The sequence below is a fragment of the Roseibium salinum genome (assembly GCF_026240905.1).
Lineage (GTDB): Bacteria > Pseudomonadota > Alphaproteobacteria > Rhizobiales > Stappiaceae > Roseibium > Roseibium salinum.
Window position 1 is genome coordinate 367388 of record NZ_JAPEVI010000002.1, and the last position, 21359, is coordinate 388746.

20 protein-coding genes are annotated in these 21359 nt (G+C 62.9%); 3 read left to right on the top strand and 17 right to left on the bottom strand.

From position 1 onward, the window contains the following. Positions 1-113 precede the first annotated feature (113 nt). Together ON753_RS04055 and ON753_RS04060 are read right to left on the bottom strand one after the other, a co-directional pair. A complete protein-coding gene (locus ON753_RS04055; RefSeq protein WP_265961276.1) occupies positions 114-1052 on the bottom strand; it encodes a D-ribose ABC transporter substrate-binding protein in 939 nt (312 codons plus the stop codon). Positions 1053-1161: 109 nt separating this feature from the next. Further along, positions 1162-1986: a phosphogluconate dehydrogenase C-terminal domain-containing protein gene (locus ON753_RS04060; RefSeq protein ID WP_265961277.1), complete on the bottom strand. Its 825-nt coding sequence runs from the start codon at positions 1984-1986 to the stop codon at positions 1162-1164. 393 nt (positions 1987-2379) lie between these two features. On the opposite strand from ON753_RS04060, the gene ON753_RS04065 reads away from it, so the two are divergent. After that, on the top strand, positions 2380-3366 hold the full coding sequence (locus ON753_RS04065; RefSeq protein ID WP_323054672.1) for a RuBisCO large subunit C-terminal-like domain-containing protein: 987 nt from the start codon (positions 2380-2382) through the stop codon (positions 3364-3366). Beyond that, the gene (locus ON753_RS04070; protein WP_265961278.1) at positions 3363-4691 is read left to right on the top strand and encodes a four-carbon acid sugar kinase family protein; all 1329 of its coding nucleotides are present in this window, start codon (positions 3363-3365) and stop codon (positions 4689-4691) included. The genes ON753_RS04065 and ON753_RS04070 overlap by 4 nt, the downstream gene beginning before the upstream one ends. 87 nt (positions 4692-4778) lie before the next feature. On the opposite strand, the gene ON753_RS04075 is transcribed toward ON753_RS04070, so the two are convergent. From ON753_RS04075 to ON753_RS04125, 11 genes are all read right to left on the bottom strand, one after another. Further along, on the bottom strand, positions 4779-5993 hold the full coding sequence (locus ON753_RS04075) for a GGDEF domain-containing protein (RefSeq protein WP_265961279.1): 1215 nt from the start codon (positions 5991-5993) through the stop codon (positions 4779-4781). Between the two features lie 124 nt (positions 5994-6117). Continuing rightward, positions 6118-6468 (bottom strand): RidA family protein, encoded by a 351-nt coding sequence (locus tag ON753_RS04080; protein ID WP_265961280.1) that lies wholly within the window; start codon positions 6466-6468, stop codon positions 6118-6120. A 33-nt stretch (positions 6469-6501) separates the two neighbouring features. Continuing rightward, positions 6502-7602: an NAD(P)/FAD-dependent oxidoreductase gene (locus tag ON753_RS04085; RefSeq protein ID WP_265961281.1), complete on the bottom strand. Its 1101-nt coding sequence runs from the start codon at positions 7600-7602 to the stop codon at positions 6502-6504. Then, complete coding sequence (locus ON753_RS04090; RefSeq protein ID WP_265961282.1) at positions 7599-8621, bottom strand: histone deacetylase family protein; 1023 nt, start codon at positions 8619-8621, stop codon at positions 7599-7601. The genes ON753_RS04085 and ON753_RS04090 overlap by 4 nt, the downstream gene beginning before the upstream one ends. After that, positions 8618-9106: a GNAT family N-acetyltransferase gene (locus ON753_RS04095; protein ID WP_265961283.1), complete on the bottom strand. Its 489-nt coding sequence runs from the start codon at positions 9104-9106 to the stop codon at positions 8618-8620. The genes ON753_RS04090 and ON753_RS04095 overlap by 4 nt, the downstream gene beginning before the upstream one ends. Before the next feature lie 2 nt (positions 9107-9108). Further along, positions 9109-10038 (bottom strand): 3,5-dioxohexanoate:acetyl-CoA acetone transferase, encoded by a 930-nt coding sequence (gene kce / locus ON753_RS04100; protein ID WP_265961284.1) that lies wholly within the window; start codon positions 10036-10038, stop codon positions 9109-9111. 9 nt (positions 10039-10047) lie between these two features. Further along, positions 10048-11403: an aminotransferase family protein gene (locus tag ON753_RS04105; protein WP_265961285.1), complete on the bottom strand. Its 1356-nt coding sequence runs from the start codon at positions 11401-11403 to the stop codon at positions 10048-10050. Next, positions 11400-12485, bottom strand: a complete 1086-nt coding sequence (locus ON753_RS04110) for an ABC transporter ATP-binding protein (protein ID WP_265961286.1) — start codon at positions 12483-12485, stop codon at positions 11400-11402. Before ON753_RS04110 ends, ON753_RS04105 begins: the two co-directional genes overlap by 4 nt. A gap of 71 nt (positions 12486-12556) precedes the next feature. Continuing rightward, positions 12557-13696, bottom strand: coding sequence for an extracellular solute-binding protein (locus ON753_RS04115; RefSeq protein WP_265961287.1), 1140 nt, complete (start codon positions 13694-13696; stop codon positions 12557-12559). A gap of 54 nt (positions 13697-13750) precedes the next feature. After that, positions 13751-14536: an ABC transporter permease gene (locus tag ON753_RS04120; protein WP_265961288.1), complete on the bottom strand. Its 786-nt coding sequence runs from the start codon at positions 14534-14536 to the stop codon at positions 13751-13753. Further along, positions 14536-15402, bottom strand: a complete 867-nt coding sequence (locus ON753_RS04125; protein ID WP_265961289.1) for an ABC transporter permease — start codon at positions 15400-15402, stop codon at positions 14536-14538. Before ON753_RS04125 ends, ON753_RS04120 begins: the two co-directional genes overlap by 1 nt. A 98-nt stretch (positions 15403-15500) precedes the next feature. Between ON753_RS04125 and ON753_RS04130 the strand changes: the two genes are divergently transcribed. Continuing rightward, complete coding sequence (locus ON753_RS04130) at positions 15501-16478, top strand: LysR family transcriptional regulator (RefSeq protein WP_323054673.1); 978 nt, start codon at positions 15501-15503, stop codon at positions 16476-16478. Positions 16479-16763: 285 nt separating this feature from the next. Here the strand turns inward: ON753_RS04130 and bglB are convergent, their stop codons facing one another. The 4 genes from bglB to ON753_RS04150 all read right to left on the bottom strand — a co-directional run bounded on the left by bglB (position 16764) and on the right by ON753_RS04150 (position 21346). After that, entirely contained in the window at positions 16764-17882 is a 1119-nt protein-coding gene (gene bglB, locus ON753_RS04135) for a beta-galactosidase BglB (protein ID WP_265961290.1), read from the bottom strand. Positions 17883-17973: 91 nt separating this feature from the next. Next, positions 17974-19266, bottom strand: a complete 1293-nt coding sequence (locus ON753_RS04140) for an HAD family hydrolase (protein ID WP_265961291.1) — start codon at positions 19264-19266, stop codon at positions 17974-17976. Beyond that, positions 19266-20309, bottom strand: a complete 1044-nt coding sequence (locus tag ON753_RS04145; protein ID WP_377046874.1) for an ABC transporter ATP-binding protein — start codon at positions 20307-20309, stop codon at positions 19266-19268. The genes ON753_RS04140 and ON753_RS04145 overlap by 1 nt, the downstream gene beginning before the upstream one ends. Continuing rightward, positions 20306-21346, bottom strand: coding sequence for an ABC transporter ATP-binding protein (locus ON753_RS04150; RefSeq protein WP_265961292.1), 1041 nt, complete (start codon positions 21344-21346; stop codon positions 20306-20308). Before ON753_RS04150 ends, ON753_RS04145 begins: the two co-directional genes overlap by 4 nt. Positions 21347-21359: the final 13 nt, after the last annotated feature.

The window sequence follows — 21359 nt, forward strand, 5'->3', positions numbered from 1 at the left end:
TCCTGAATAACGTTCACCCCCGGCAATGCGGCCGGCGAAGGGCCGCAGGGATCCGGGCATGTGAGGGAAGCGTCCCCGCCGCGGCGGCGAACCGGCGCGGCGGGGCAGTCCATTTATTTCAGGGAAAAGGTTTCCAGATCGCCGGCATTGGCGGAGGTTATCAGGATGCAGTCCATCAACTGCTTCTCCTCCTGGCCCGTGGAACCGGTCTTCAGGTACTGATCGGCCTGCTCCACGGCGAGTTCAGCCTGACGGTAAGCCGGCTGGAGAACCGTTGCCTTGATGCCGCCCTCGAGGATCGAGTCGCGGACATCGTTGCTGCCGTCGAAACCGACGACGATGACATCGGTCCGTCCCGCGGCTTTCAGAGCGGACCAGGCTCCCATGGCCATGGTGTCGTTTCCGGAGATGACTCCCTTGATCTCCGGGTTGGCCTGCAGGATGGTCTCCATTTTCTCGTAGGCTTCTGTCTGGCTCCAGTTCGCAGACTGTTGGGCAACCATTTTAAGATCCGGGTACTGGTCGATCACGTCGTGATAGCCGGCGGAGCGGATACCGGCATTCGTATCGGCCTCGCGTCCCAGGAGTTCAGCGTATTTGCCCTCTTCCCCCATCAGACGGACAAACTCCTCGGCACCAAGCTGAGCGCCCTGATAGTTGTTCGAGACGATCTGAGACACCGCAATCCCGGTTTCCTTGATTTCCCGATCGATCAGAAATGACGGGATACCGGCTTCCTTTGCCCGGCGTACCGGCGCGACCGTGGCATCCGCCCCGGCATTGTCGAGAATAATGGCCTTCGCTCCGCGCGCGATCGCCGTATCGAACAGCTCACTCTGCTTGTTCGGATCATCGTCGTGGACCAGCACAAGGGTGTCATAGCCAAGTTCCTCGGCCCGCTTCTGGGCACCCTCGGCTTCGGCCTTGAAGAAGGGATTGTCATGAGACGGCGTGATGATTGCAATCAGGTCGGCAGCGGATGCCGATGCAGGCGCGGCGAGGGTGACCGCAAGAGCGGCCCCGGCGAGCAGGATTCTGCGGGTAAATTTCATATTGTCCTCCCAAGTTCTAACTGTGTTCCCGTTTCCGGTACCGAAAAGCCCCTCCTGAGTTCCCGGTCCGCCAGTTCCGCCCGCGCCAAATCGAACGCAGGCGGTCTGATCAGGTGATCTGCCGGATGCTTTCCTTGATTTCCTCCGGGCTGAACACTCCGATCCAGTCGTCACGCATCAGGCGTGTTTTTCCGTTGCTGATCGCCTTGTTGCAGGCATCCGAGAAGACGCCGTCGATCTCTTCCATCACGACAGCACCGAGAATGTTCAGATGCCCAAGCAGAAAATCCCGCGCGGCCTGGCGATCGACGCCCTGGCGCACGACTTCGTCCATTGCCTCTTTCATGACCACGAGCAGTGTTGCGCAGACCGTCTCGGACAGTCCGGGCTCCAGAAGAGCCATCTGCTCGACGGTGACGCGGTGCGACCGAAGGATCGGCTGGAAAATGGTCTTTGCGATTTCCTCGCCGATTTCAAAATCGTCTTCCGGACCCTGCATCAGCGCGCTGACGATCGCCTGCTTCGCGGCAATTCCGCCAAAATAATCGCGTTTGGAAGGCAGTTCGGTTTCGTCGTTGAAGATCGGCGGATGGCAAGGGTGTGTGACGAAATACGTCACGTCGTCCCGTTCGGGAAAATGCCCTGCAAACGGTGCAGCCGCGTCAAGGGCGATCATGATCGTTCCCGGCGCGAGCTTGTCGATGATGGCACGGGAAACGTTGCCGATTGCCGTATCCGGGACCGCCAGAATAACCGCGCGGGAGCCGTTCAAGGCCTCGTCCAGGTCGACACAGTCCGCACCGACTTCCGACTTGAGCCGATTTCTGCCGACGGTGCTTACTTCGACGTGCGCAACGTCATAACGGGAGCCTTTGAGATTGCGGGAGAGACGCACCCCCATTTTTCCTCCCGCGCCGATGAGTGCGATTTTCATGTGTCCTCCGGTTTTGTTGTCGGTATAAATTCATATGCAAATCATATTGTCAACTGGTATGATAAGCTGATATTACTACTTCACTCGAACCGCAGCCGATAGAGGGGACAGAATGGGGAGGATAGTGGCGAGCTATGACGTGGAGACGCCCGTCGGGCTTGAACGGGCCGCACAAGTCATCGCCGGTGAACAGTCGTCGGGAACGTTTCTGAAATTACCTGGCGAAACGGATCTCCTGCGCGAGCGCTCGGGTGCCCGTGTGGAGCGAATCGTCGAAAAAGGCCGCAGCCCAACCCCGTCCCTGCCCTGCAGGATCAGTGCCGATATCTACGAGAGGGGGAAATCGTTCTGTCCTGGCCGATCGAGAACATCGGACCATCCCTCCCGAACCTGTTGGCAACCGTTGCGGGCAACCTTTTTGAACTGGCCGAGATATCGGCTCTTCGTCTCACGGACATCCAACTTCCGGAGGCTTTCGCAGACACTTATCCCGGTCCCGCTTACGGGCCGGGCGGCACTCTGCAGCTCGCCGGCGTGAACGATCGGCCCATGATCGGCACGATCATCAAGCCGAGTGTCGGGCTCTCCCCCGACGACACCGCGGCCCTGGTCGACCAACTGATTGAAGGAGGGATCGACTTCATCAAGGACGATGAACTGCAGGCGAACGGTCCGCACTGCCCGTTCGAGGAACGGGTACGGGAAGTCATGCGTGTCATCAACAGGCACGCCGAGCGTACCGGCAGGAAAGTCATGTACGCTTTCAACATCACCGGCGAGCTCGACGAGATGCGGCGCAACGCCGACCTCGTCGAAAGCGCCGGCGGGACGTGCGTCATGGTGAGCCTTTTCTCCCTGGGGCTTGCCGGCCTCTCGGCGATACGCAGTCACGTCCGGCTGCCGCTTCACTGCCACCGCAATGGCTGGGGGATCTATTCGAGATCGCCCGACATCGGCATAAACTTCCCCGTCTGGCAGAAATTATGGCGCCTTGCCGGTGCCGATCATCTGCACGTCAACGGACTTTCGAACAAGTTCACCGAGACCGACGAAACCGTCGTGCAGAGTGCCAGGTCGCTCGGCCAGCCGATATCCGCCACTCATGGCTATCAGGCAATGCCGGTGTTTTCCTCCGGTCAGACTGCCGTCCAGATGGCGCCGTCCCTCGCCGCCATCGGCCACACGGATTTCATATATTGCGCCGGCGGCGGGATCATGGGTCATCCGGGTGGCGTGGCCGGTGGCGTGGCCAGTCTCAGGCAGGCCGCGGAGGCTGCCGCAAGTGGCATTCCGGCGGACGAATATGCGCTGGACCATAAAGAGCTTGCCGAAGCGCTGTCGCACTTCCGCGCGCCGGACGAACCGCAGGGAAAACGATGACCGCCGATATGCTTCTTTCCTATTACGGCGACGATTTCACCGGCTCGACCGACGTCATGGAAGCCCTGGCCACCGGCGGTGTCGAAACCGTGCTCTTCACGTGCGTTCCCAACGATGACCAGCGGCGGCAGTTCCGGCAGTGCAGGGCGATCGGCCTGGCCGGAACGAGCCGCAGCCAGTCGCCGGAGTGGATGTCGGACCATCTACCGGAAATCTTCGCCTGGCTAAGGGCGCTCGACGCGCGTTTCTGCCACTACAAGGTCTGTTCGACCTTCGACAGCGCTCCGCACAAGGGGTCGATCGGCAGAGCACTTGAAATAGGACTGGCCACCTTCAATCAACGTCATGGGACGATTGTCGTCGGAGCTCCGCAACTGCGCCGGTACACCTATTTCGGCACCTTATTTGCCGCCTACCAGGATCGCGTCTACCGGATCGACAAACATCCGGTGATGAGCAGACATCCGGCGACGCCCATGGATGAAGCGGATCTCGTTTCGCATCTCGGCCGGCAGACGCGTTTACCCGTCACCTGCCTGACGCCGGAAGACATGGCAGACCATCTGGCGGGAGAACCGTGCCTCAAGTTCGCAGACCCTCAGGCTAGCGTCCTGATCGATGTATTCGATACCGGCTCTCAACAAGCAGCGGGAGACATGCTTGACGAGAAAAGAGAAATCCTTGGTCCGTTTGTCGCCGGCTCATCAGGAGTGGAATATGCTCTCCTGAGCGCCTGGCGCAAACAAGGACTGGTTTCTTCTAAAGTGCAACCAGCCGCGCCCCTGGGCTCGCAGCCTCGCATCGCCGTCGTATCGGGAAGCTGTTCGCCAACGACCGGCCGTCAGATCGAACATGCGATGAATAATGGTTTCTGCGGCATCAAGGTGGATTTTGCAGCGCTTGCCGGCGGGATAGGCTTGGACGAGGAATGCCAAAGCGTCCTTGAACGCGCATCGGCTGCTCTCAAGACGGGTCAAAGCCCGATACTTTATACAGCTAAGGGCGCGGCGGATTCATCACAGGCCAGTGGCTCGCTTTCCACGGACCGGGTCGGCAAGACCCTTGGACGCCTGCTCGCGAGACTGACGCTCGAACACGACCTGGAACGAGTCGCGGTAGCCGGCGGCGATACGTCCAGCCATGCCCTTGAGGAACTGGACATATTCGCCCTCACACTTCGCCATGCCATCCCCGAGACGCCGGGCTCGCCTGTCTGTACGGCACACAGGTCTGGAGGACATCCGCTGGAAATCGCGTTGAAAGGCGGCCAGATCGGCAACGACAGCTACCTGGTGAGCCTCAGAGATGGGGCTTTCGGACACTGACTGATCCCGGGAAAGCCGGGCACCATGCGCGGCCGGCGTCTGTTCGGATTGACGCACCATCAACCTGGCGTCCCTCCAACCTCAGGATCATCCGGCCAGTTGTTCGGCGCGGCGGGCACCCGGTGGCGGGAAGGATGCCTGATCTGCGCGAGCCTGTCCGGCGCTGCGCACCCGGTTCCGCCCCCTGGTCTTGGCATCATAGAGGGCTGCGTCGGCACGGGTCATCAGTTCATCGAGGCGGACACCCGCGGTATCGGCGACAGCGACGCCGATGCTGACCGTGACCGATACCGGGCCGCCGGGGCGGTCGATTTGAAGTTCCGCCACGGCCCGGCGCAATTGCTCGGCGACGCGGCCCGATTCCTGACGACCGACGTTCGGTAGCAGCGCCGCGAATTCCTCGCCGCCGATCCGGGCGAACAGGTCCACATTGCGCAGTTGGCCCTGGACGAGCGCGCAGAACCCGCAAAGCACCGTGTCGCCGCCTGAATGGCCGAAGCGATCGTTGACCGACTTGAAGTGATCCAGATCGAACACCAGCAAGGCGATCGGCGCCTGACGGCGCGCGCCGGGACGAAGCAGATTCTCCGCCCGCGCCTCGAAAGCCCGGCGGTTGAGCACATTGGTCAGGGAATCGTAGTCAGCCTCGTATTTGAGGGAGCTCACCAGCTGCTCCCAATAGAAGCTGACCGCAATGACGCCGCCGGCGAAAAGGATCAGCAGATAAACATACAAGGAGGAGGCCACAAGGTTGCCGATGTCCGGCAACATCTCCGGTATCGGGTGAACCGCCGCATAGACCGCGCGGGCGGCATGAACGAGGCCGGAGAGGAGAAACACCGCCGCCATGGCGGCACGCAACCGGCCCATGGTGCGGGACTGGCGGCGGAATTCCCAGGCAATTGCCAGCGCACAGACGGAAAGCTCCGCGGAGACGAATGCTACGCGGTTGCCAAGGCTGGAATGGATTTCGGGAAACCGGCCTGCCATCAGCCAGAGCACCGCCGGGGCGGCGACGGCGACCAGGTTGACGGGCCGGCAGGATTGGCGCCGCGCGGCAGCCCAGGAGACCCCCGCTCCCAGAAGCAGCAGGGCAAGCGCGACGTCGATCGACAGCCAGTCCGGAATTCTTTCGCGCAACAGGATGAGCGCGAAGGCCGGCGTGCGCAGGAACAGGCTGACGCTCCACCACAGCAGCCCGTCCTCGGAACGGTTCTGCAGCCAGGCCAGCAGCAGAACCATGCCGAGAAAGATGCACCCTGTTCCAAGGATCAGAAGCAAGGTGAAGATATCCAACTGCATCGGCAGGCCCAACCCGGTTTGGTCGGCAGCACGACAAGTGCCCCGGAACCAGCGGTTGATCCTACGTCAGGCGTGTTTATTCCCCGTTAAAATTCACGAGAAGTCGTAAAATTTCGGCCGTGGATCAGCTCACCGCCGCGACGACGATGATCTCGACCTTGTATTCCGGCGTCGCCAGTTTGGATTCTCCGGTGGCACGGGCCGGCGGGTTGGACGGGTCCACCCAGGCATCCCAGACGGCGTTCATCTCGGCGAAATCCTTCATGTCGTCCAGCCAGATGGTCGTCTGGAGGATCCGGGACTTGTCGCTGCCGGCTTGGGCGAGCAAGGCGTCGACCCGCTCCAGGATGGTCCGGGTCTGATCGGCAACGCTGTCGCCCGCATTGCCGACCTGACCGGCAAGCCAGACGAGACCGCCATGGATGACCGCCTGGCTCATGCGCGGACCGATTTCCAGCCGCTTGATGTCGGACATGTTCGTGTTTCCTTTCAATGGAGGAAGGCCCGCTTAGAACAGGCGGGCCGGATTGAGGGCTTCGACCACGTTTTCGGGGAGCTCGGACGGACGATCGAAACAGAGATCCGCAACGAGCCGGGACAGGGCCGGCGCCGTTTGTACGCCGTAGCCGCCTTGCCCGGCAAGCCAGAAAAAGCCATCCGAATCCAGTGCATAGCCGACCACCGGCGTCCGGTCCGGCACAAAGCTGCGAAGCCCCGCCCAACTGCGCTCCACCCGCGTCACCGCCATGGTGACGGCCTGTTCAAACCGGTGGAGCCCCTCGGCCAGAACCATGTCGTCGACCCAGGCATCATGGGGTTCGACCGGGTCTTCATCGGCCGGAGATACCATCAGCTTGCCCGCGTCGGGCTTGGCGTACCAGCCGTCCGATGCGCTGGCAACCAGCGGCCAGCCGCTTACGTCGACGCCATCGGGAGGCGGAATGATCGCGGCGGACCGGCGCATGGGAACCAGGCCGCTCCTCGCCACCCCCGCAAGCCCGGCGATCTGATCGGCCCAGGCTCCGGCCGCGTTGATGAGCACCGGGGCTTCAAAGACGCCGTTCGGCGTTTCGACGCGCCAGACCCCGGCGGACCGGCTGATGCGCTGCGCGGGCGCGTTGATCACGAAGCGGGCTCCGTGACGCCTGGCCAGGCGCGCAAAACCCTGTAGCAGACGGTCGACATCGATATCCTGGGCCTCCCGCTCGATTGCCGCTGCGGCGATGCCCTCCTTTTTCAAGAGCGGGAACAGGGCAACGGCCTGGTCTGCCGTCAGCATCTCCATGCCTTCCGCGCCGTTGAGGTACTTGTTGAAGTCGTCCAGCTCGTCCTCGGTGGCGATCAGCATTTCGCCGCGCGGCGACAGCAGGCTTTCCTCGCAGATCCCTTCCGGGCTCGTGAGAACCGGTTCGGAGGCCGCATTCAGAGCCCGCAAAGTGGCGTTGCCGTAGTTGCGGATATAGATGGCGGCGGACCGGCCGGTGGCGTGACGGCCGAGTGCGTCCTCCATTTCCAGCACCGTGACGCTGGCGTCCGGCGCCAGTCTCGCAGCGGCACCGGCACCGGCTATGCCGCCGCCGACGATCAGGAAGTCGGATGTCCCGGTCATGCGTCCTGAAACCCTCTCAAGAAGCTGGTGAGGTTCTGGCCGAGTTCGTCGGAGAGATAGCCGCCTTCCTGAACAAGCAATGTCGGCAGACCGAGTTTCGCGATGGCGGATCCGATCCGGTTGAAGCCGGGCGTGGTGACGGCCAGGCCCTTCAGAGGATCCTTTTCATATGCGTCGAGGCCGAGGGCGACGATCAGGACGTCGGTGCCGAAGGCGCGGATATGCTCGAAGGCGGTCCGCAGGGTGTTCAGATAGTCGTCGTCGCCCGTTCCCCTCGCCAAAGGCAGATTGAGATTGCAGCCGCGCCCGGCCCCCTCGCCGCGCTCAGCCCCGTGTCCCCAGAAGAACGGATAGAACCGCTCCGGGTCGGCGTGCAGCGAGACCGTCAGGACGTCGGCGCGCTCGTAGAAGATGCCTTGCGTGCCGTTGCCGTGATGGACATCGACATCGAGGATGGCGGGACGTTTTCCGGCCCGCAGCAGCCGCTCCGCCGCAATGCCCGAATTGTTCAGGAAGCAGAACCCACCGGCGAGGTCCGCGAAGGCATGGTGGCCGGGCGGCCGGGAAAGCACGTAGGCGGCCTGTTCGCCCGAGGAAAGCAGATCCGCGCCCTCGATGGCGCTCTGTGCGGACCAGTAGGCGGCCTGCCAGGTGCCCGCCGCGATCGGACAGCTCGTATCGGCCTGATGGAAGCCCGCCTGGCCGACGGCGGAGCGCGGATAGCTTGCCGTGCGCCGGTCCGGATGAATGTTCGGGATGACCTCGTCAGAGGCCCCCTCTATGCGGCTCCAGCGTTCGTGAATGGTCTGCAGGAAGACCAGGTATTCGGCCGAATGCAGCGCCGCGATCGGACCGAGGCCGTGATCCTGCGGTGCCTCGAAGCGGCAACCGGCCGCTTCCGCGCCGGCCTTGAGGACCTCGATCCGCCGGGGCTGTTCCGGATTGGCCAGACGGGCGCCGTTGGCCATGAAGTGCTTGGGATCATGCGCCCGCTGGCGATCGTCAAGAATGGCTCTCATGAGCGTTTCCTCAAATTTTGCAGCTCTGGTTCCTCGAGGTCGAAGACGGTCTCGCCTTCGCGGGGCCGGAATCCCAGCCGCTCGTAGAACCCGCGTGCCCGGGGATTGTCCTGATAGACGGCAAGCTTCAGGAAGGTGACGGTCCAGCTCTTCGGGGCATGATCGGGAGCGGCCGCCAGCAGCCGCTCGCCGAGGCTCGCCCCGCGCGCCTCCCCTGCCACCCAGAGATCCGACACATAAAGTCCCGCGCCGCCGCGTGTCGTCGAAAAGACGGGAGAGGCCAGCAACACGCCGAGGGTCCGGCCGTCGCCTTGCCGGGATGCGACAAGGGCGAAAAAGGCGGGACTGTCCGAAAAGCCGTGGCGCAGGATGTCGTCCAGGCTGGCCACATGCGTGTCGCCCAGCTCCCGTGAGAGCTGCGTCAGGGCCTCGTGGAGCCTTTCGGCGTCCGCACGCTCCGCCCGTTTGATCCGAATGCCGCTCATCGTCAGAACGCCGTCTTGTCCGCGCCCTTGAGGCCGAGCATTTGCCGGGCATCGTCGGGCGAGGCAATCCGGCGGCCGAGTTCTTCCGCAATTCTCCGGATCTTGCCGACCTGCTCGGCGTTCGACCGGGCCAGTTCGCCCTTGGCGATATAGAGATTGTCCTCCAGTCCCACCCGCACATGGCCGCCCATGCTGGCGGCCATGGTCGCAAAGGGGATCTGCTGACGCCCGGCGGCCAGCACGGAGAAGAGGTAATCGTCGCCGAACAACTTGTCGGCCATCCGCTTCATGTGATGGAAATTTTCCGGATCGGCGCCGATGCCGCCCAGGACGCCGAAGACGAACTGGATGAAATAAGGCGGCTCGATCAGGCCCCGGTCGGCGAAGTGGCGCAGCATGTAGAGGTGGCCGACTTCGTAGCACTCGAATTCGAAACGCGCGCCGCGTTCCCGGCCCATCCGCACCAGAACCTGTGCGATGTCACGGGGTGTGTTCTTGAACACCAGGTCGTCGGAATCTTGCAGAAACGGCCGCTCCCAGTCATGCAACCAGGTGTCATAGCGGTCGGCGAGCGGGTAAAGGGCGAAATTCATCGTGCCCATGTTGAGCGAGCACATTTCCGGTTCCGCCTTCAACGGCCCGTCGAGGCGTTCCTCCAGGCTCATGACGGCGCTGCCGCCGGTGGTGAGGTTGAGCACCGCGCCACATCCAGCCTTGATGTCCGGGAGAAACGCCATGAAGTCCTCCGCCCTGGCGGAGGGCTGCCCGGTTGCCGGGTTGCGGGCATGCAGATGCAGGATCGCCGCGCCGGCCTCGGCCGCGCCGATGGACTGCCCGGTGATTTCCGCGGCCGTTACCGGCAGGTGGGGCGACATGGTGGGCGTGTGAATGGAGCCGGTGATCGCACAGGTTATGATGATTTTTTCTGACATTTGAACTGATTAACTGGCCCTGGCTCGTTGCTGCGAAATCCTGTCGAGAAACTGGCGGAGGGAAAGGTCCAGACCCTCGATGATTTCCCCCACGTGGTCCGCGGTCGAAATCATCGGCGGCGCGATGAGGAAGTGGTCGCCGCTGTGGCCGCCACGGGTGCGACGCGAATAGATGATGAGGCCGTTTTCATAGGCGATGTCGACCAGCTCGTTGAAGGCATTGAGCTCCTTCGCAAGAGGCTGCTGTGTCGCCCGGTCCTCGACCAGTTCGAAGGCCAGAAGCAGGCCTTCGCCGCGCACGTCGCCGATGATGGAATAGCGGTCCATCAGCTTGTTGAGCTCGCTCTTTAGAAGCGCGCCCGTGTCGGCGGCGTTCCGGATCAGTCCCTCCCGCTCGATTTCCTCCACGACCGCAAGACCGGCGGCGCAGGCGAGCGGATTGCCCGCATAGGTGAAACCGTGCAGGAAGCCGCCCGCGTCCAGGACGTTGGCGACGATATCCTTGTGGGCCACCATGGCCCCGAGCGGCGCGTAACCGGCGGCAAAACCCTTGGAGATCACGAGAATGTCGGGATCGACATCCCAGTGCTCGGCGGCAAAGAACCGGCCGGTCCGCCCGCCGCCGGACATGACTTCGTCGTGGATCAGCAGGATGCCGTACCTGCTGCAGATCTCGCGGATGCGCCGCATATAGCCCCTGGGCGGCACCAGCGCGCCGGTGGAGGCGCCGCCGATCGGCTCGACGATGAAGGCAAGGACCGTTTCGGGGTCTTCCGCCAGGATCTTTTGCTCCAGCATGTCGGCGTAATGGCGGCCGGTCGCCTCGTCGTCCGGGTCAAGACCGTCGAGATAGGCGCGCGGCGCCGGGATTTTCGGCATCACGCGCATCATCGGTTCGAACGGATCGGCCAGCGGCGCATAGCCGGTCAGCGCCAGGGCGCCGAGCGTGCAGCCGTGATAGCTGGGATCCCTGGAAATAACCTTGTAGCGGCCAGCCTCGCCGATCGCGATCGCGTTCTGGCGCGCCAGCTTGATGGCGCTTTCGACCGCCTCGGACCCGCCGGAAACGAAGAAGACCTTATCCAGTCCCTCAGGCGCCAGGGAAGCGGTCTTGGCGGCCAGAAACTCGGCCGGCTCGGTCTCGAAATGCAGCCGGTAGCCGAAGGTCGCCTTATCCATCTGCTTGCGCATGGCGCCCAGGACGCGCGGGTTGGAATGGCCGATATTGCAGACCATGGCGCCGGACGATCCGTCCAGGTACCGCTTGCCGTCGACGTCCCACATATAGACGCCCCGGGCCTGATCGAGCATCGGCCGGCGCTGCCGGGACTGGTAGAAAAGATGGGAGGTTTCCGGCCGGCTCATGCGGTTGCTCCCGGCAGGGCCGCGCAGTCGCGCGGACGGAAGCGCACCGAAACCTCGGCACCTTCCTGAAACGGATACTGGTCGATCATGTTGAGTACCTGAAGGTGATGATCACCGATACGCACGAAATACCGCGCAGCCTGGCCCTGATAGTCGACCGCCTCAACGACGCCGTCCATCGCTACCCGTTCGTCCGCCGGCGCGGATTTCTCCGTCAGCAGCAGTTTTTCGGCACGGATGACCAGTTGCGCCGGCCCCGTACTGCCGACATTCGGCGCGCGCTCCTTCGGCACGGTGATCCGGCCGAAGGCGGGAAGTTCGAGCTCCAGTCCGCTACCGTCGATGTTCCTGCAGGTGGCGGCGAGGATGTTCGAGATCCCGAGGAACCGTGACACGAACTCGCTGGCGGGTGTGTTGTAAACTTCTTCCGGTGTCCCGACCTGCTCCACGCGCCCGTTGGACATGACGACAACCTGGTCGGACATGGCGAGCGCCTCGGACTGGTCGTGGGTGACGAAGACCGTGGTGATGCCGATCCGGTGCTGAATACGCTTGAGTTCCACCCGCATGTCTTCGCGAAGGTTGGCATCCAGCGCGGACAGCGGCTCGTCGAGAAGAAGCACGTCCGGCTCGATGACGATCGCGCGGGCCAGGGCGATGCGCTGCTGCTGGCCGCCGGAAAGCTGCTTCGGGTAGCGGCCGCCGACGTCGGGAAGCTGCACGAGTTCCAGCGCGTCCTTGACCTTCTGTTCCGCATCCGCCCTCGAAAGGTTGCGGTATTTCAGTCCGAAGGCGACGTTTTCGGCGATCGTCTTGTGCGGGAACAGCGCATAGTTCTGAAACACCAGACCGAGATTGCGCTTGTGGATCGGCACGTCGTTGATGCGCTGGCCCTTGATGGTGATGTCGCCCTCGGTAGGGTCGATGAGGCCCGCAATCATCCTGAGGGTCGTCGTCTTACCGCATCCGGAGGGGCCGAGCAGCGTCACGAAACTGCCGTCCGGAATCTCCATGTTCATCCGGTGAACGGCGGTGAAGCCGCCGAACTTCTTGACGATACTGGTGAGGGAAACTGCGCTCACGCCAATTCTCCGAATAGCCTGAAGGGGGACCTGCCGCCGCTCACCGGCGGCAGGTCAGGTGTCATACCGGCTCAGTAGCCCTTCTGGATCCGGCCGAAGGTCTTCGACCATTCCTGTTCGTGAGAGTTCCAGTATTTCGGATCGGCGAAGGTCAGGCCGTCCAGCTTGCCGGTCGGGTCGAAGGCCGGCAGCGTCGGGATCTTCTCGCCGAGATCCACCTTGGTCGGGTCGAGCGCCGGCGGATAGTTCTGACCTTCGGCAACCGCAATGGAGGTTTCAGGGGCAAGCATGAAGTTGAGCAGTTCCTCGCAGGCCGCCATGGGCGAACCCTTGATGACGAACAGGCATTCCTGCCAGCCGAAGCCATTCGGCGGATCGATATAGCCGATGTCGTGGCCCTGTTCCTGCAGAGCGTAGATGCGGCCGGACCAGCCTTCCGTGACGTAGATCTCCTCTTCGGCAAGCAGGCTCATCAGTTCGGCGCCCGACTGCCAGTATTTCAGGAGAAGATCGCGGTTGGTGCGCACGGCATCCCAGACTGCATCCATGTCGGTGGCGCCGTTGGGGTCCTGATCCGTCTGCAGGGAGGCGTACCAGACGCGGGTGCGCCAGTCGGACCAGCCGCCGATCTTGCCCTTGTAGGCTTCATCGATCAGGAGCTTTGCCCCCTTCTCCTTGGCTTCCTCGTCGGAGATATGCTTCCGGTTATAGGCAATGCCCGTGGTGCCGTAGTCGTAGGGCACGCAGGAAAGCTTGCCGTCGGTCACGTTGCGAAACACGTCGGTGAGCTTGGGGATGACGTATTGAAGGTTCGGAATGTTTTCCTCGTTGAGGGTGGAATTCAGTCCGAGATTGACGTAGCGCGCGTAATCGAAAACGCCGGAAAGGTGTGCGATGTTGTATTCGCCTTCCTGGCTGGCCTTCACGCGCGACAGATACTCGTCGCCGCCGCCGAACGTACCGTCGACGACCTTGATGCCCGTCTTTTCCGTATAGGGATCGAATGCGTGCTTGCGGAAGGCTTCGGAAACGACGCCGCCCCAGCCGTCGAACCGGACTTCCTCCACCGCCGCCAGTGCCTGGCGGGCAAAGGGCGTCTGGACGCCATAGGCGAGGCCGGCGGCCCCGATCAGACCAAGGAACTTGCGGCGGTCGAGATCGCCGTTCAGATAGCGTTCGCGCAAGCGTTCGTAGCGTTTCGTGTTGTCCATTTTTCTGTCCACTCTGGTTGTTTTTTCAGGTCTTCTTGCTTTGGTCGCGCGGTTCTATCCGCCGCGCTGCATGGCCATCCGCCGGGCGATTGCCAGTCCCAGAAGCGGCAATCCGACGGTGAGAAAGATCATCACGGTGCCAAGCGCATTGATTTCCGGAGAGATGGAATTGCGCAGCATGGCGAAGATCTGGGTCGGCACGGTTTCCACCCCGCCCGGCTTCCAGAACAAGGTGCCCGTAATGTCGTCGAAGCTGATGGTGAAGGCGAACAGCATTCCCGCGAAGACGGCCGGCGCCAGAAGCGGCAGGGTGATCTGCAGGAACGTCTGGGACGGGCTGGCCCCGAGACTGCGGGCGGCTTCCTCATAGTCGCGCCTTATGCCGACGAGGCGGGCCTGAACCACGAGGATGACGAAGGGCAGCGTGAAGATCACGTGCCCCATCAGCAGGAGGAAGAAGCTCTTGTTGATGGAGAGGAAATTCAGGAACAGCAGCAGGGCGACCGCCAGAACCACTTCGGGCACCAGGATGGGCGCGATCAGCAGCGTGGAGATCATGTTGCGGCCGGGCACGTTGTAGCGCACCAGCGCGAGGCTCGCCAGAACGCCGAGCGTGGTGGAGATCACCGCCGTCAGTGCGCCGAGCAGGATCGAGGTCCGGAACGCCCTCAGGATCGCTTCGTTCTGGGCCAGCTCGACGAACCAGCGGAAGGAAAAGCCGGTCATCGGAAAGCTGCCGAACTGACTTGCGTTGAAGCTGAGAAGCACGACAACGGCCACGGGCAGGAACATGAACAGGTAGACGAGCATCGTATAAGCCCGGATCAGCGACCATCCCATCAGCCCAATCCCTTCATCAGTTGGCCCATGCCGAGGTAGTGATTGTAGATCAGCACCAGCGTGCCCAGGACGGCGAGCAGCATGAGGGAGAGTGCCGAGCCGAGCGGCCAGTTGAGCTGCGTGATGATCGCCTCGAAGACGAGATTGGCGAACATTGCGTCGGTCGGACCGCCAAGCACCAGCGGCGTGATGTAGGTTCCCGCGCTCAGGACGAAACAGAGCAGGCCGCCTGCGGCAAGGCCCGGCAGGGACAGCGGCAGCGTGACTTCGCGGAAGGCCTGCCAGCGGGTCGAGCCAAGCGAGCAGGCGGCATCTTCCAGCGACACGTCGATGCCTTCAAGGGCGACATAGACGTTCAGCACCATGAAGGGCAGCAGGAAGTGCACGAGGCCGAGAATGACCGTCGGCTCATTGTAGAGCATCTGCACCGGCTCGGAGACGATGCCGAGATTGAGAAGCACCCAGTTGATGACGCCGGAGACGCCCAGAATGTTGATCCACGACATGGTACGGATGATGTAGCTGATCCAGAACGGCAGCATCAGCAGAAGGAGCAGCAGCGCCTTGTTGCCGCGCGAACGGGCGATGAAATAGGCGGCCGGATATCCCATGAGCGCGCAGGCGAAGGTGGTGATCGCGGCGATCCTGAGCGTGCTGAGCAGGATGTCCCGGTAAAACGGGTCGGTCAGCGCTTCATTCCAGTTGTCGAGATAAAAGCCGACCTGATCGGCGCCGGATGCGGTGCGCAGCCAGAACGAATAGACGACGATGAACAGCAGCGGCACGAAGAGCAGCAGTCCCACCGCCGTCAAGGCAGGTGACAACAGGATCCACGGTTGCCGTCGTTCTCGCGCTTCGACGCTCATGCACTTCCCCCCGCCGAAAGCCTTGGCAAAATTGCTTGACTTCACAGTTACAGGCGCGCCTTCATTGATCAAATAGATAATCGGAATTGTAAGTATAGATGAAACCTATGATCGAGACGCTCCGCCCGATCCAGGCCGAACGCCTGGCCCGTGAGCTGGACTGGAACCTGCTCAGAACCTTCATCGTGCTCGCGCAATCCGGCAGTGTCACACGCGCGGCCGACAAGCTGCGCCTCAAGCAACCGACGGTCTCCAGCGCGCTCAAACGGCTCGAGGACCGGCTCGGCCGCAAGCTGATCCACCGCAAGCCCGGGCAGTTCGAACTGACGGAAGCCGGCGATCTTCTCTTCAGGGAAGCTATCGAGATACAGGGCGCCATCCTCAGGCTCGGCACGCTGATGCGCGACGTCACCGACGAGGTGCGCGGCCATGTCGAGATTGCCATGGCCAGCCACGTGGTCAGTCCGCTCTTCGACGACACCTTGCGCGAATTTCACGAACGGCATCCTGCGGCAACGCTTTCCATCAACGTTTCCGCCAGCAAGGATGCCCTGGAAGCGGTGACGGCCCGCCGTGCCTCAATGGCCGTCTGCCTGGTGCGCGACCGCAATCCGAAGCTGGAATATCTGCGCCTGTTCCGAGAGTTCTTCGGCCTGTTCTGCGGCCCGCCTCACCCGCTGTTCGGCAGGACGGGACTGACAAAGGCGGATCTTGCCGGACAGTCGGCGGTCAGTTTCGTCACCGACCGGCTGGAAGATGCCCTGAGGCCGGTGACACTGATGCGTGCGGAGGCGGATCTGGAAGACCGCGTGGTCGGCACCTCCGCGAACCTGGAAGAAGTCCGGCGCATGATCATCGCCGGGCTCGGCGTCGGGCCGCTGCCCGCACACGTGGTCAAGCGGGATGTCCGGGACGGCCTTCTGTGGCAACTGCCGCCCTATGAGAACCTGCCGGAAATCGCGGTGCACGTGGTCTGGAACCCCAAGGCCAAGACGAACCGTGCGGAAAGCGCGCTCCTGGACATGCTCCTGACCAAGATCCGCGAAACGCCCATCGAGCAGCGGACCTATTTGTGACGCCCCGAGCCGCCGCCCGTCATCCTGGACAAGTGAGGCGTAGCCGAACGCAGATCCGGGATCCAGAAATCAGGGCGAGCGACCGCGAGCGCTTCTTTCAATCACCCCCTACCCGCCCCGTTAACCGGGTGAGAAGGAGCAGAAGACGCGTCTGCGACGCGAAATATGTCTGGATCCGGGATCTGCGCGCAGCTGATGCTGCGCTTGTCCAGGATGACGGGCGGTTGTGGCACGGCAGGTCGCCAGTATCCGGAGGTATCGCCGCGGCCACGGACGGCATCGCGCCTATTCGGCCCCGGCCATCCTTGTGCTCCTGAGGCGCTCCATCTTCTTCCGGCCCGAGAGCGTCTCGACCAGGAGCAGCATGACCAGGGCCTGACCGTAGGGGGCCGGCACGTTGGGGATCCTTCGATAGAAGTCGAGGTCATGTCCCATCGGCGTGCCGTCGGAGACCTCGAGCACGATGCCGTCCTCCCCGATCCGCGCGATCACCGCCTGAAACGCCTTGTCGGCGATCGGGCGATACTTCTCCGGAAGCAGGCCGATATCGATTGCCCTCAGGATCCCGTAGGCAAAGCCGGCCGTGGCGGATGTCTCCACCGGCGACTGGCTGTCATCGAGCAGCGTGAAGAAGATGCCGTCGTCGCGCTGGAGCGTTTCGAGCGCGGACACCTGGGAGCGCAGCACGGATTGCAGGAACCGCTTGGCGAAGGGCGGCATGGCGTCGCCGACGAGCGCGATCAGTTCGGGAACCGCGACCGTGATCCACGAGTTTCCGCGCGCCCAGAAAGCCTTTGCGAAATTGTGCCGGCCGTTGAAGGTCCAGCCGTGATACCAAAGCCCGCTGACGGGATCGCCCAGATAGCGGGTATGGACCAGGAACTGGTGAACCGCCTCGTCGATCCAGTCCGCCCGGTTGAACCGCTTGCCGGCGCGGGCCAGAAAGAGGCAGGTCATGAACAGCGTGTCGTCCCAGAGCTCGCCGTCATTCATGCGCTCCTTGACCACGTGCTGGAACCCGCCGTCCTCGGTCTTTGCCAGCCCGCTCACCAGCCAGTCCGCCCAATCCTGAACCAGGGCCTGCCAGTCCGGACGGTCGACATGATCGATGAGGATCGACAGGGCCAGCATGGGAGAGGTTGAATTGACCTGGCGCGGCGGCAGTCCGCGCTCGATCTGCCAGTCATACCAGGCGGCGATCGAGGCGATCAGGTCCTCGTCTCCGGAAAGCTCGGCGTAGCGCAGCAGGCCATAGAGGCCGACGCCGACTTCCCAGTCCCATTCATCGAATTGAATGGTGAAACGTCCGCCGGCAAGCGGCGCGGTCTCGTTCATGCCTTTCAAGCGCGCAAGGCCGAGGGACACGCTGGACAGGAGCCGGGAAATATCGCCGGTGTTCTTCATGGCAACACTCTTTTTAAAACGGGTTCAAAACGTTTGACCTGATGGGCCGGACGGCCGGCACCGGTGTTTTTCAATGCGGCGGCATCAGCCCTCATGCGCCGTCTCCCGGCAGGCCCTCGCGCATGCGGGTCGCCCTGACCATCTCCTCTTCGATTACGGTCAGTAGCGGCAGGAAATCGGACGGCGTGTAGATGACGTGGTCCGGCACTTCGCTGGCATCGGCAATCTCGTGCGTACGCCGCCGCGACCAGCCAAAGAACACGCTGATGAGACCGGAATCGTTGGCGCCCTTGATGTCGCGCGACAGGTTGTTGCCGATCATGACGACCCGGCCGGCATCGGCGCGGCCAAGACCGAGAACTTCCATGGCGGCGGAAAACATCTTCGGCGACGGTTTCAGTTCACCGACTTCGCCGGAGATGACATGCGCCTCGAAGAGGTCCCAGAGGTCGGCGGGCTTCAGGATGTTCTCGAACGTTGCGCGCGGACCGTCGGCGACGAGCGCCATGCGGTATCCGGCACGGTGAACCCGCTGCACCATGTCCTTGGCCCCCGGGATGAAATCCGCCTCCACGACCACTTCTGTGCCCGGCAGTTTGATTTCGGTCGCCTCATCGGCAATCGTGTCGCCGCAGTCGAAGAGAACGGCCCGGATATGCGGCACCTTGAGGGGAAGCTCCGCGATCAGGCGGTTGACCCGCGACGGAATCCAGCGATCGAGCTGCGGCCAGGGAACGAGGGCAATCCCCTCGCCTTCGTCGCCGGAGCGATCGAATGCGAAGGACGGAATGAAGGCGTCGGCCTTCATCTTCAGTTTGGCAAGCCGGTGGTCGAACGCCGTCGGGCTGATCTGGCCGCTTTCGCAGAAGAAATTGCCGAGATGAACGCCTTCGAAGGCGGCAAGTTCGTTGCACATGGCCGAAAGCACCGTGCCGGCCTTCAGCTTCATTTCCGCGCCGTCGGCCCAGTGGGCGTGTTTGCCGGCTTCGGGAAAGAGTACCGGACGGCCGCCCTGAAGACGGCAAGGACCGCCGTCGACCGTCATTTCGAGGCGTTTTCCGTGACGCGAGGCCTCGACCCTGCTGACCTCGCCCGCGGCATCCAGATAGACCCAGACATGTTCGAGATCGTACATGTGCTGGATGTCCCAGTCGTACCAGACCGCGTATTCGATCGCGGGACCGCCGCGCGGCATCACCTGAAATTTCGAGGACGGAGACTGGCCCGGCGTCTCGAAAACGGTATAGCCCATGGCCAGCGGCGGATAGGGCTCTGCTGCATCCAGCTGCAAGAGGGGCATGTGCCGGCGCGCCAGGTCCAGATGGGCATCGGCTCCCGCCGAACGCAGTTCTTCCAGCCTGCCGGAAAGTGTCGCACCGAACATCAGTCTGCCACTCCCTTCAGGTCGAGCTTTTCCGCATGATGGCAGCGGACCTGCCGCCCGTGGAGCTTGCGCAGCGCCGGGATTTCCTGGCTGCAGATATCGGTGGCGTAAGGACAGCGCGGGTGAAAGGCGCAGCCCTTCGGCGGATTGGCCGGATCGGCGATCTCGCCCTTCAGGATGATGCGCTTGCCATCCTGCCGGCGGCGCGGATCGGGCTGCGGCACGGCGGAAAGCAGCGCTTCCGTATAGGGGTGATAGGGCTTGCGGAAGATTTCCTCGGTCTCGCCGAGTTCCACCATGCGCCCGACATACATCACCCCGATGCGGTCCGAGATATGTTCGACCATGCCCAGATCGTGGGTGATGAACATGTAGGTCAGGCCGAATTTCTCCTGCAGGTCCTGCAGCAGATTGATGTTCTGCGCGGCGACGGACACATCGAGGGCCGAGACGGCCTCGTCCGCGGCAATGAAGCTCGGATTGAGCGCCAGCGCCCTTGCGATGCCGATACGCTGGCGCTGGCCACCGGAAAAGGCATGCGGGTAGCGCATGACATATTCCGGGCGCAGGCCGACCAGCCCGAGGAGCTCCGCCACCCGGTCGCGGATCTCCGCCCTGGTGCCGACGCCATGGATCACCAGCGGTTCGCCGACGAGATCGAGTAGCGTCATGCGCGGATCAAGCGATGAATAGGGATCCTGGAAGATCATCTGCATTTCGCGTCGGACGGGCCTGAGGGCCGCTTCGTCCAGGTCCGAAATGTCGTCGATCGAGCCGTCGGCGCGGCGGAAGCGGATGGAACCGCCGGTGAGCGTGTAGGCGCGCAGGATCAGCCGGGCAACCGTGGACTTGCCGGAGCCGCTTTCGCCGACCAGCCCGAACGTCTCACCCTTTCTGATATCAAACGAAAGATCATCGACCGCCTTGACCTCGCCGACCTGACGCTGCAGCCAGCCTCGGCTGATGGGGAAGTATTTTTTCAGCTCCCGCACGGAAACCAGCACGTCGTCCGGCATTGGGGAGCTCATATCCATCACCGTCATACCAGGCCCTCCCCGGGAAGCTGGCCGGCGAACAGGCAGCGGGCCGTCTGCTCGTCGGAAAAGCGCACGAGGTCTGGCGTCTCGACATCGCATCTGCCCCTCACCGCGTAGGAGCAGCGTGGATTGAAGGAGCAGCCTTTCGGGACGTTGAAGGGATCGGGCACCATGCCCGGAATGACACGCAGCCGGCGCACCGGCGCCTGCCCGAGCCGCGGCACGGACTGCAGCAGGGCGCGGGTATAGGGATGCTGCGGATTGAAGAAGATCTCGTCGACCGTCCCGGTCTCCACGATCCGCCCGAGATACATCACCGCCACACGGTCTGCGATATCGGCGACGACGCCGAAATTGTGGGTGATGAAGATGATCGACATGCCCGTCTCGGCCTGAAGCTCCCTAAGCAGGTCGAGGATCTGCGCCTCGGTGGTGACGTCGAGCGCCGTCGTCGGCTCGTCCGCGATCAGGAGTTCCGGATCGCAGGACAGCGCAAGTGCGATCATGGCCCGCTGTCGCATGCCGCCCGACAGCTGGTGCGGATAGCTGTCGACGATCTCGTCCGGCCGCGGCAGGTGCACCTTCTTCAGAAGCTCGATCGCGCGGACCCTTGCTTCGGCCTTACCGCATCTGCGGTGCAGCATGACCGTGCGCATGATCTGCGTGCCGATCGAATGAACCGGAGAAAGAGCCGTCATCGGTTCCTGGAAGATCATTCCGATGGTGTCGCCGCGAAGCTCGCGCATCTTGCGGCTGTTGGACTTCAGCGCGGAAATCTCGACTTCCCTGCCCTTTTGCGGATTGAACCGGATCGAGCCTTCGGACAGGCACGTGTTTTTCGGCAGGAGCCGCATGATCGAGCGCACCGCCACCGACTTGCCGGACCCGCTTTCGCCGACAATGCCGAGCACCTCGCCGCGGTTCACGTGATAGGAGACGCCGTTGACGGCCTTCACCGTGCCTTCGCGCATGCCGAAATGCACATTGACGTCCTGTAGCTCCAGGAGGCGCTCGGTGGGCATGGTCTGAACCTTGTTTAACATTGCTGACCCCGCC

What these genes read in the sequence shown, in the direction of transcription:
- ON753_RS04055 (WP_265961276.1), bottom strand. Translation starts at nt 1,052, where the DNA reads ATGAAATTTACCCGCAGAATCCTGCTCGCCGGGGCCGCTCTTGCGGTC.
- ON753_RS04060 (WP_265961277.1), bottom strand. Translation starts at nt 1,986, where the DNA reads ATGAAAATCGCACTCATCGGCGCGGGAGGAAAAATGGGGGTGCGTCTC.
- ON753_RS04070 (WP_265961278.1), top strand. Translation starts at nt 3,363, where the DNA reads ATGACCGCCGATATGCTTCTTTCCTATTACGGCGACGATTTCACCGGC.
- ON753_RS04075 (WP_265961279.1), bottom strand. Translation starts at nt 5,993, where the DNA reads ATGCAGTTGGATATCTTCACCTTGCTTCTGATCCTTGGAACAGGGTGC.
- ON753_RS04080 (WP_265961280.1), bottom strand. Translation starts at nt 6,468, where the DNA reads ATGTCCGACATCAAGCGGCTGGAAATCGGTCCGCGCATGAGCCAGGCG.
- ON753_RS04085 (WP_265961281.1), bottom strand. Translation starts at nt 7,602, where the DNA reads ATGACCGGGACATCCGACTTCCTGATCGTCGGCGGCGGCATAGCCGGT.
- ON753_RS04090 (WP_265961282.1), bottom strand. Translation starts at nt 8,621, where the DNA reads ATGAGAGCCATTCTTGACGATCGCCAGCGGGCGCATGATCCCAAGCAC.
- ON753_RS04095 (WP_265961283.1), bottom strand. Translation starts at nt 9,106, where the DNA reads ATGAGCGGCATTCGGATCAAACGGGCGGAGCGTGCGGACGCCGAAAGG.
- kce (WP_265961284.1), bottom strand. Translation starts at nt 10,038, where the DNA reads ATGTCAGAAAAAATCATCATAACCTGTGCGATCACCGGCTCCATTCAC.
- ON753_RS04105 (WP_265961285.1), bottom strand. Translation starts at nt 11,403, where the DNA reads ATGAGCCGGCCGGAAACCTCCCATCTTTTCTACCAGTCCCGGCAGCGC.
- ON753_RS04115 (WP_265961287.1), bottom strand. Translation starts at nt 13,696, where the DNA reads ATGGACAACACGAAACGCTACGAACGCTTGCGCGAACGCTATCTGAAC.
- ON753_RS04120 (WP_265961288.1), bottom strand. Translation starts at nt 14,536, where the DNA reads ATGGGATGGTCGCTGATCCGGGCTTATACGATGCTCGTCTACCTGTTC.
- ON753_RS04125 (WP_265961289.1), bottom strand. Translation starts at nt 15,402, where the DNA reads ATGAGCGTCGAAGCGCGAGAACGACGGCAACCGTGGATCCTGTTGTCA.
- ON753_RS04130 (WP_323054673.1), top strand. Translation starts at nt 15,501, where the DNA reads ATGAAACCTATGATCGAGACGCTCCGCCCGATCCAGGCCGAACGCCTG.
- bglB (WP_265961290.1), bottom strand. Translation starts at nt 17,882, where the DNA reads ATGAAGAACACCGGCGATATTTCCCGGCTCCTGTCCAGCGTGTCCCTC.
- ON753_RS04140 (WP_265961291.1), bottom strand. Translation starts at nt 19,266, where the DNA reads ATGTTCGGTGCGACACTTTCCGGCAGGCTGGAAGAACTGCGTTCGGCG.
- ON753_RS04145 (WP_377046874.1), bottom strand. Translation starts at nt 20,309, where the DNA reads ATGACGGTGATGGATATGAGCTCCCCAATGCCGGACGACGTGCTGGTT.
- ON753_RS04150 (WP_265961292.1), bottom strand. Translation starts at nt 21,346, where the DNA reads ATGTTAAACAAGGTTCAGACCATGCCCACCGAGCGCCTCCTGGAGCTA.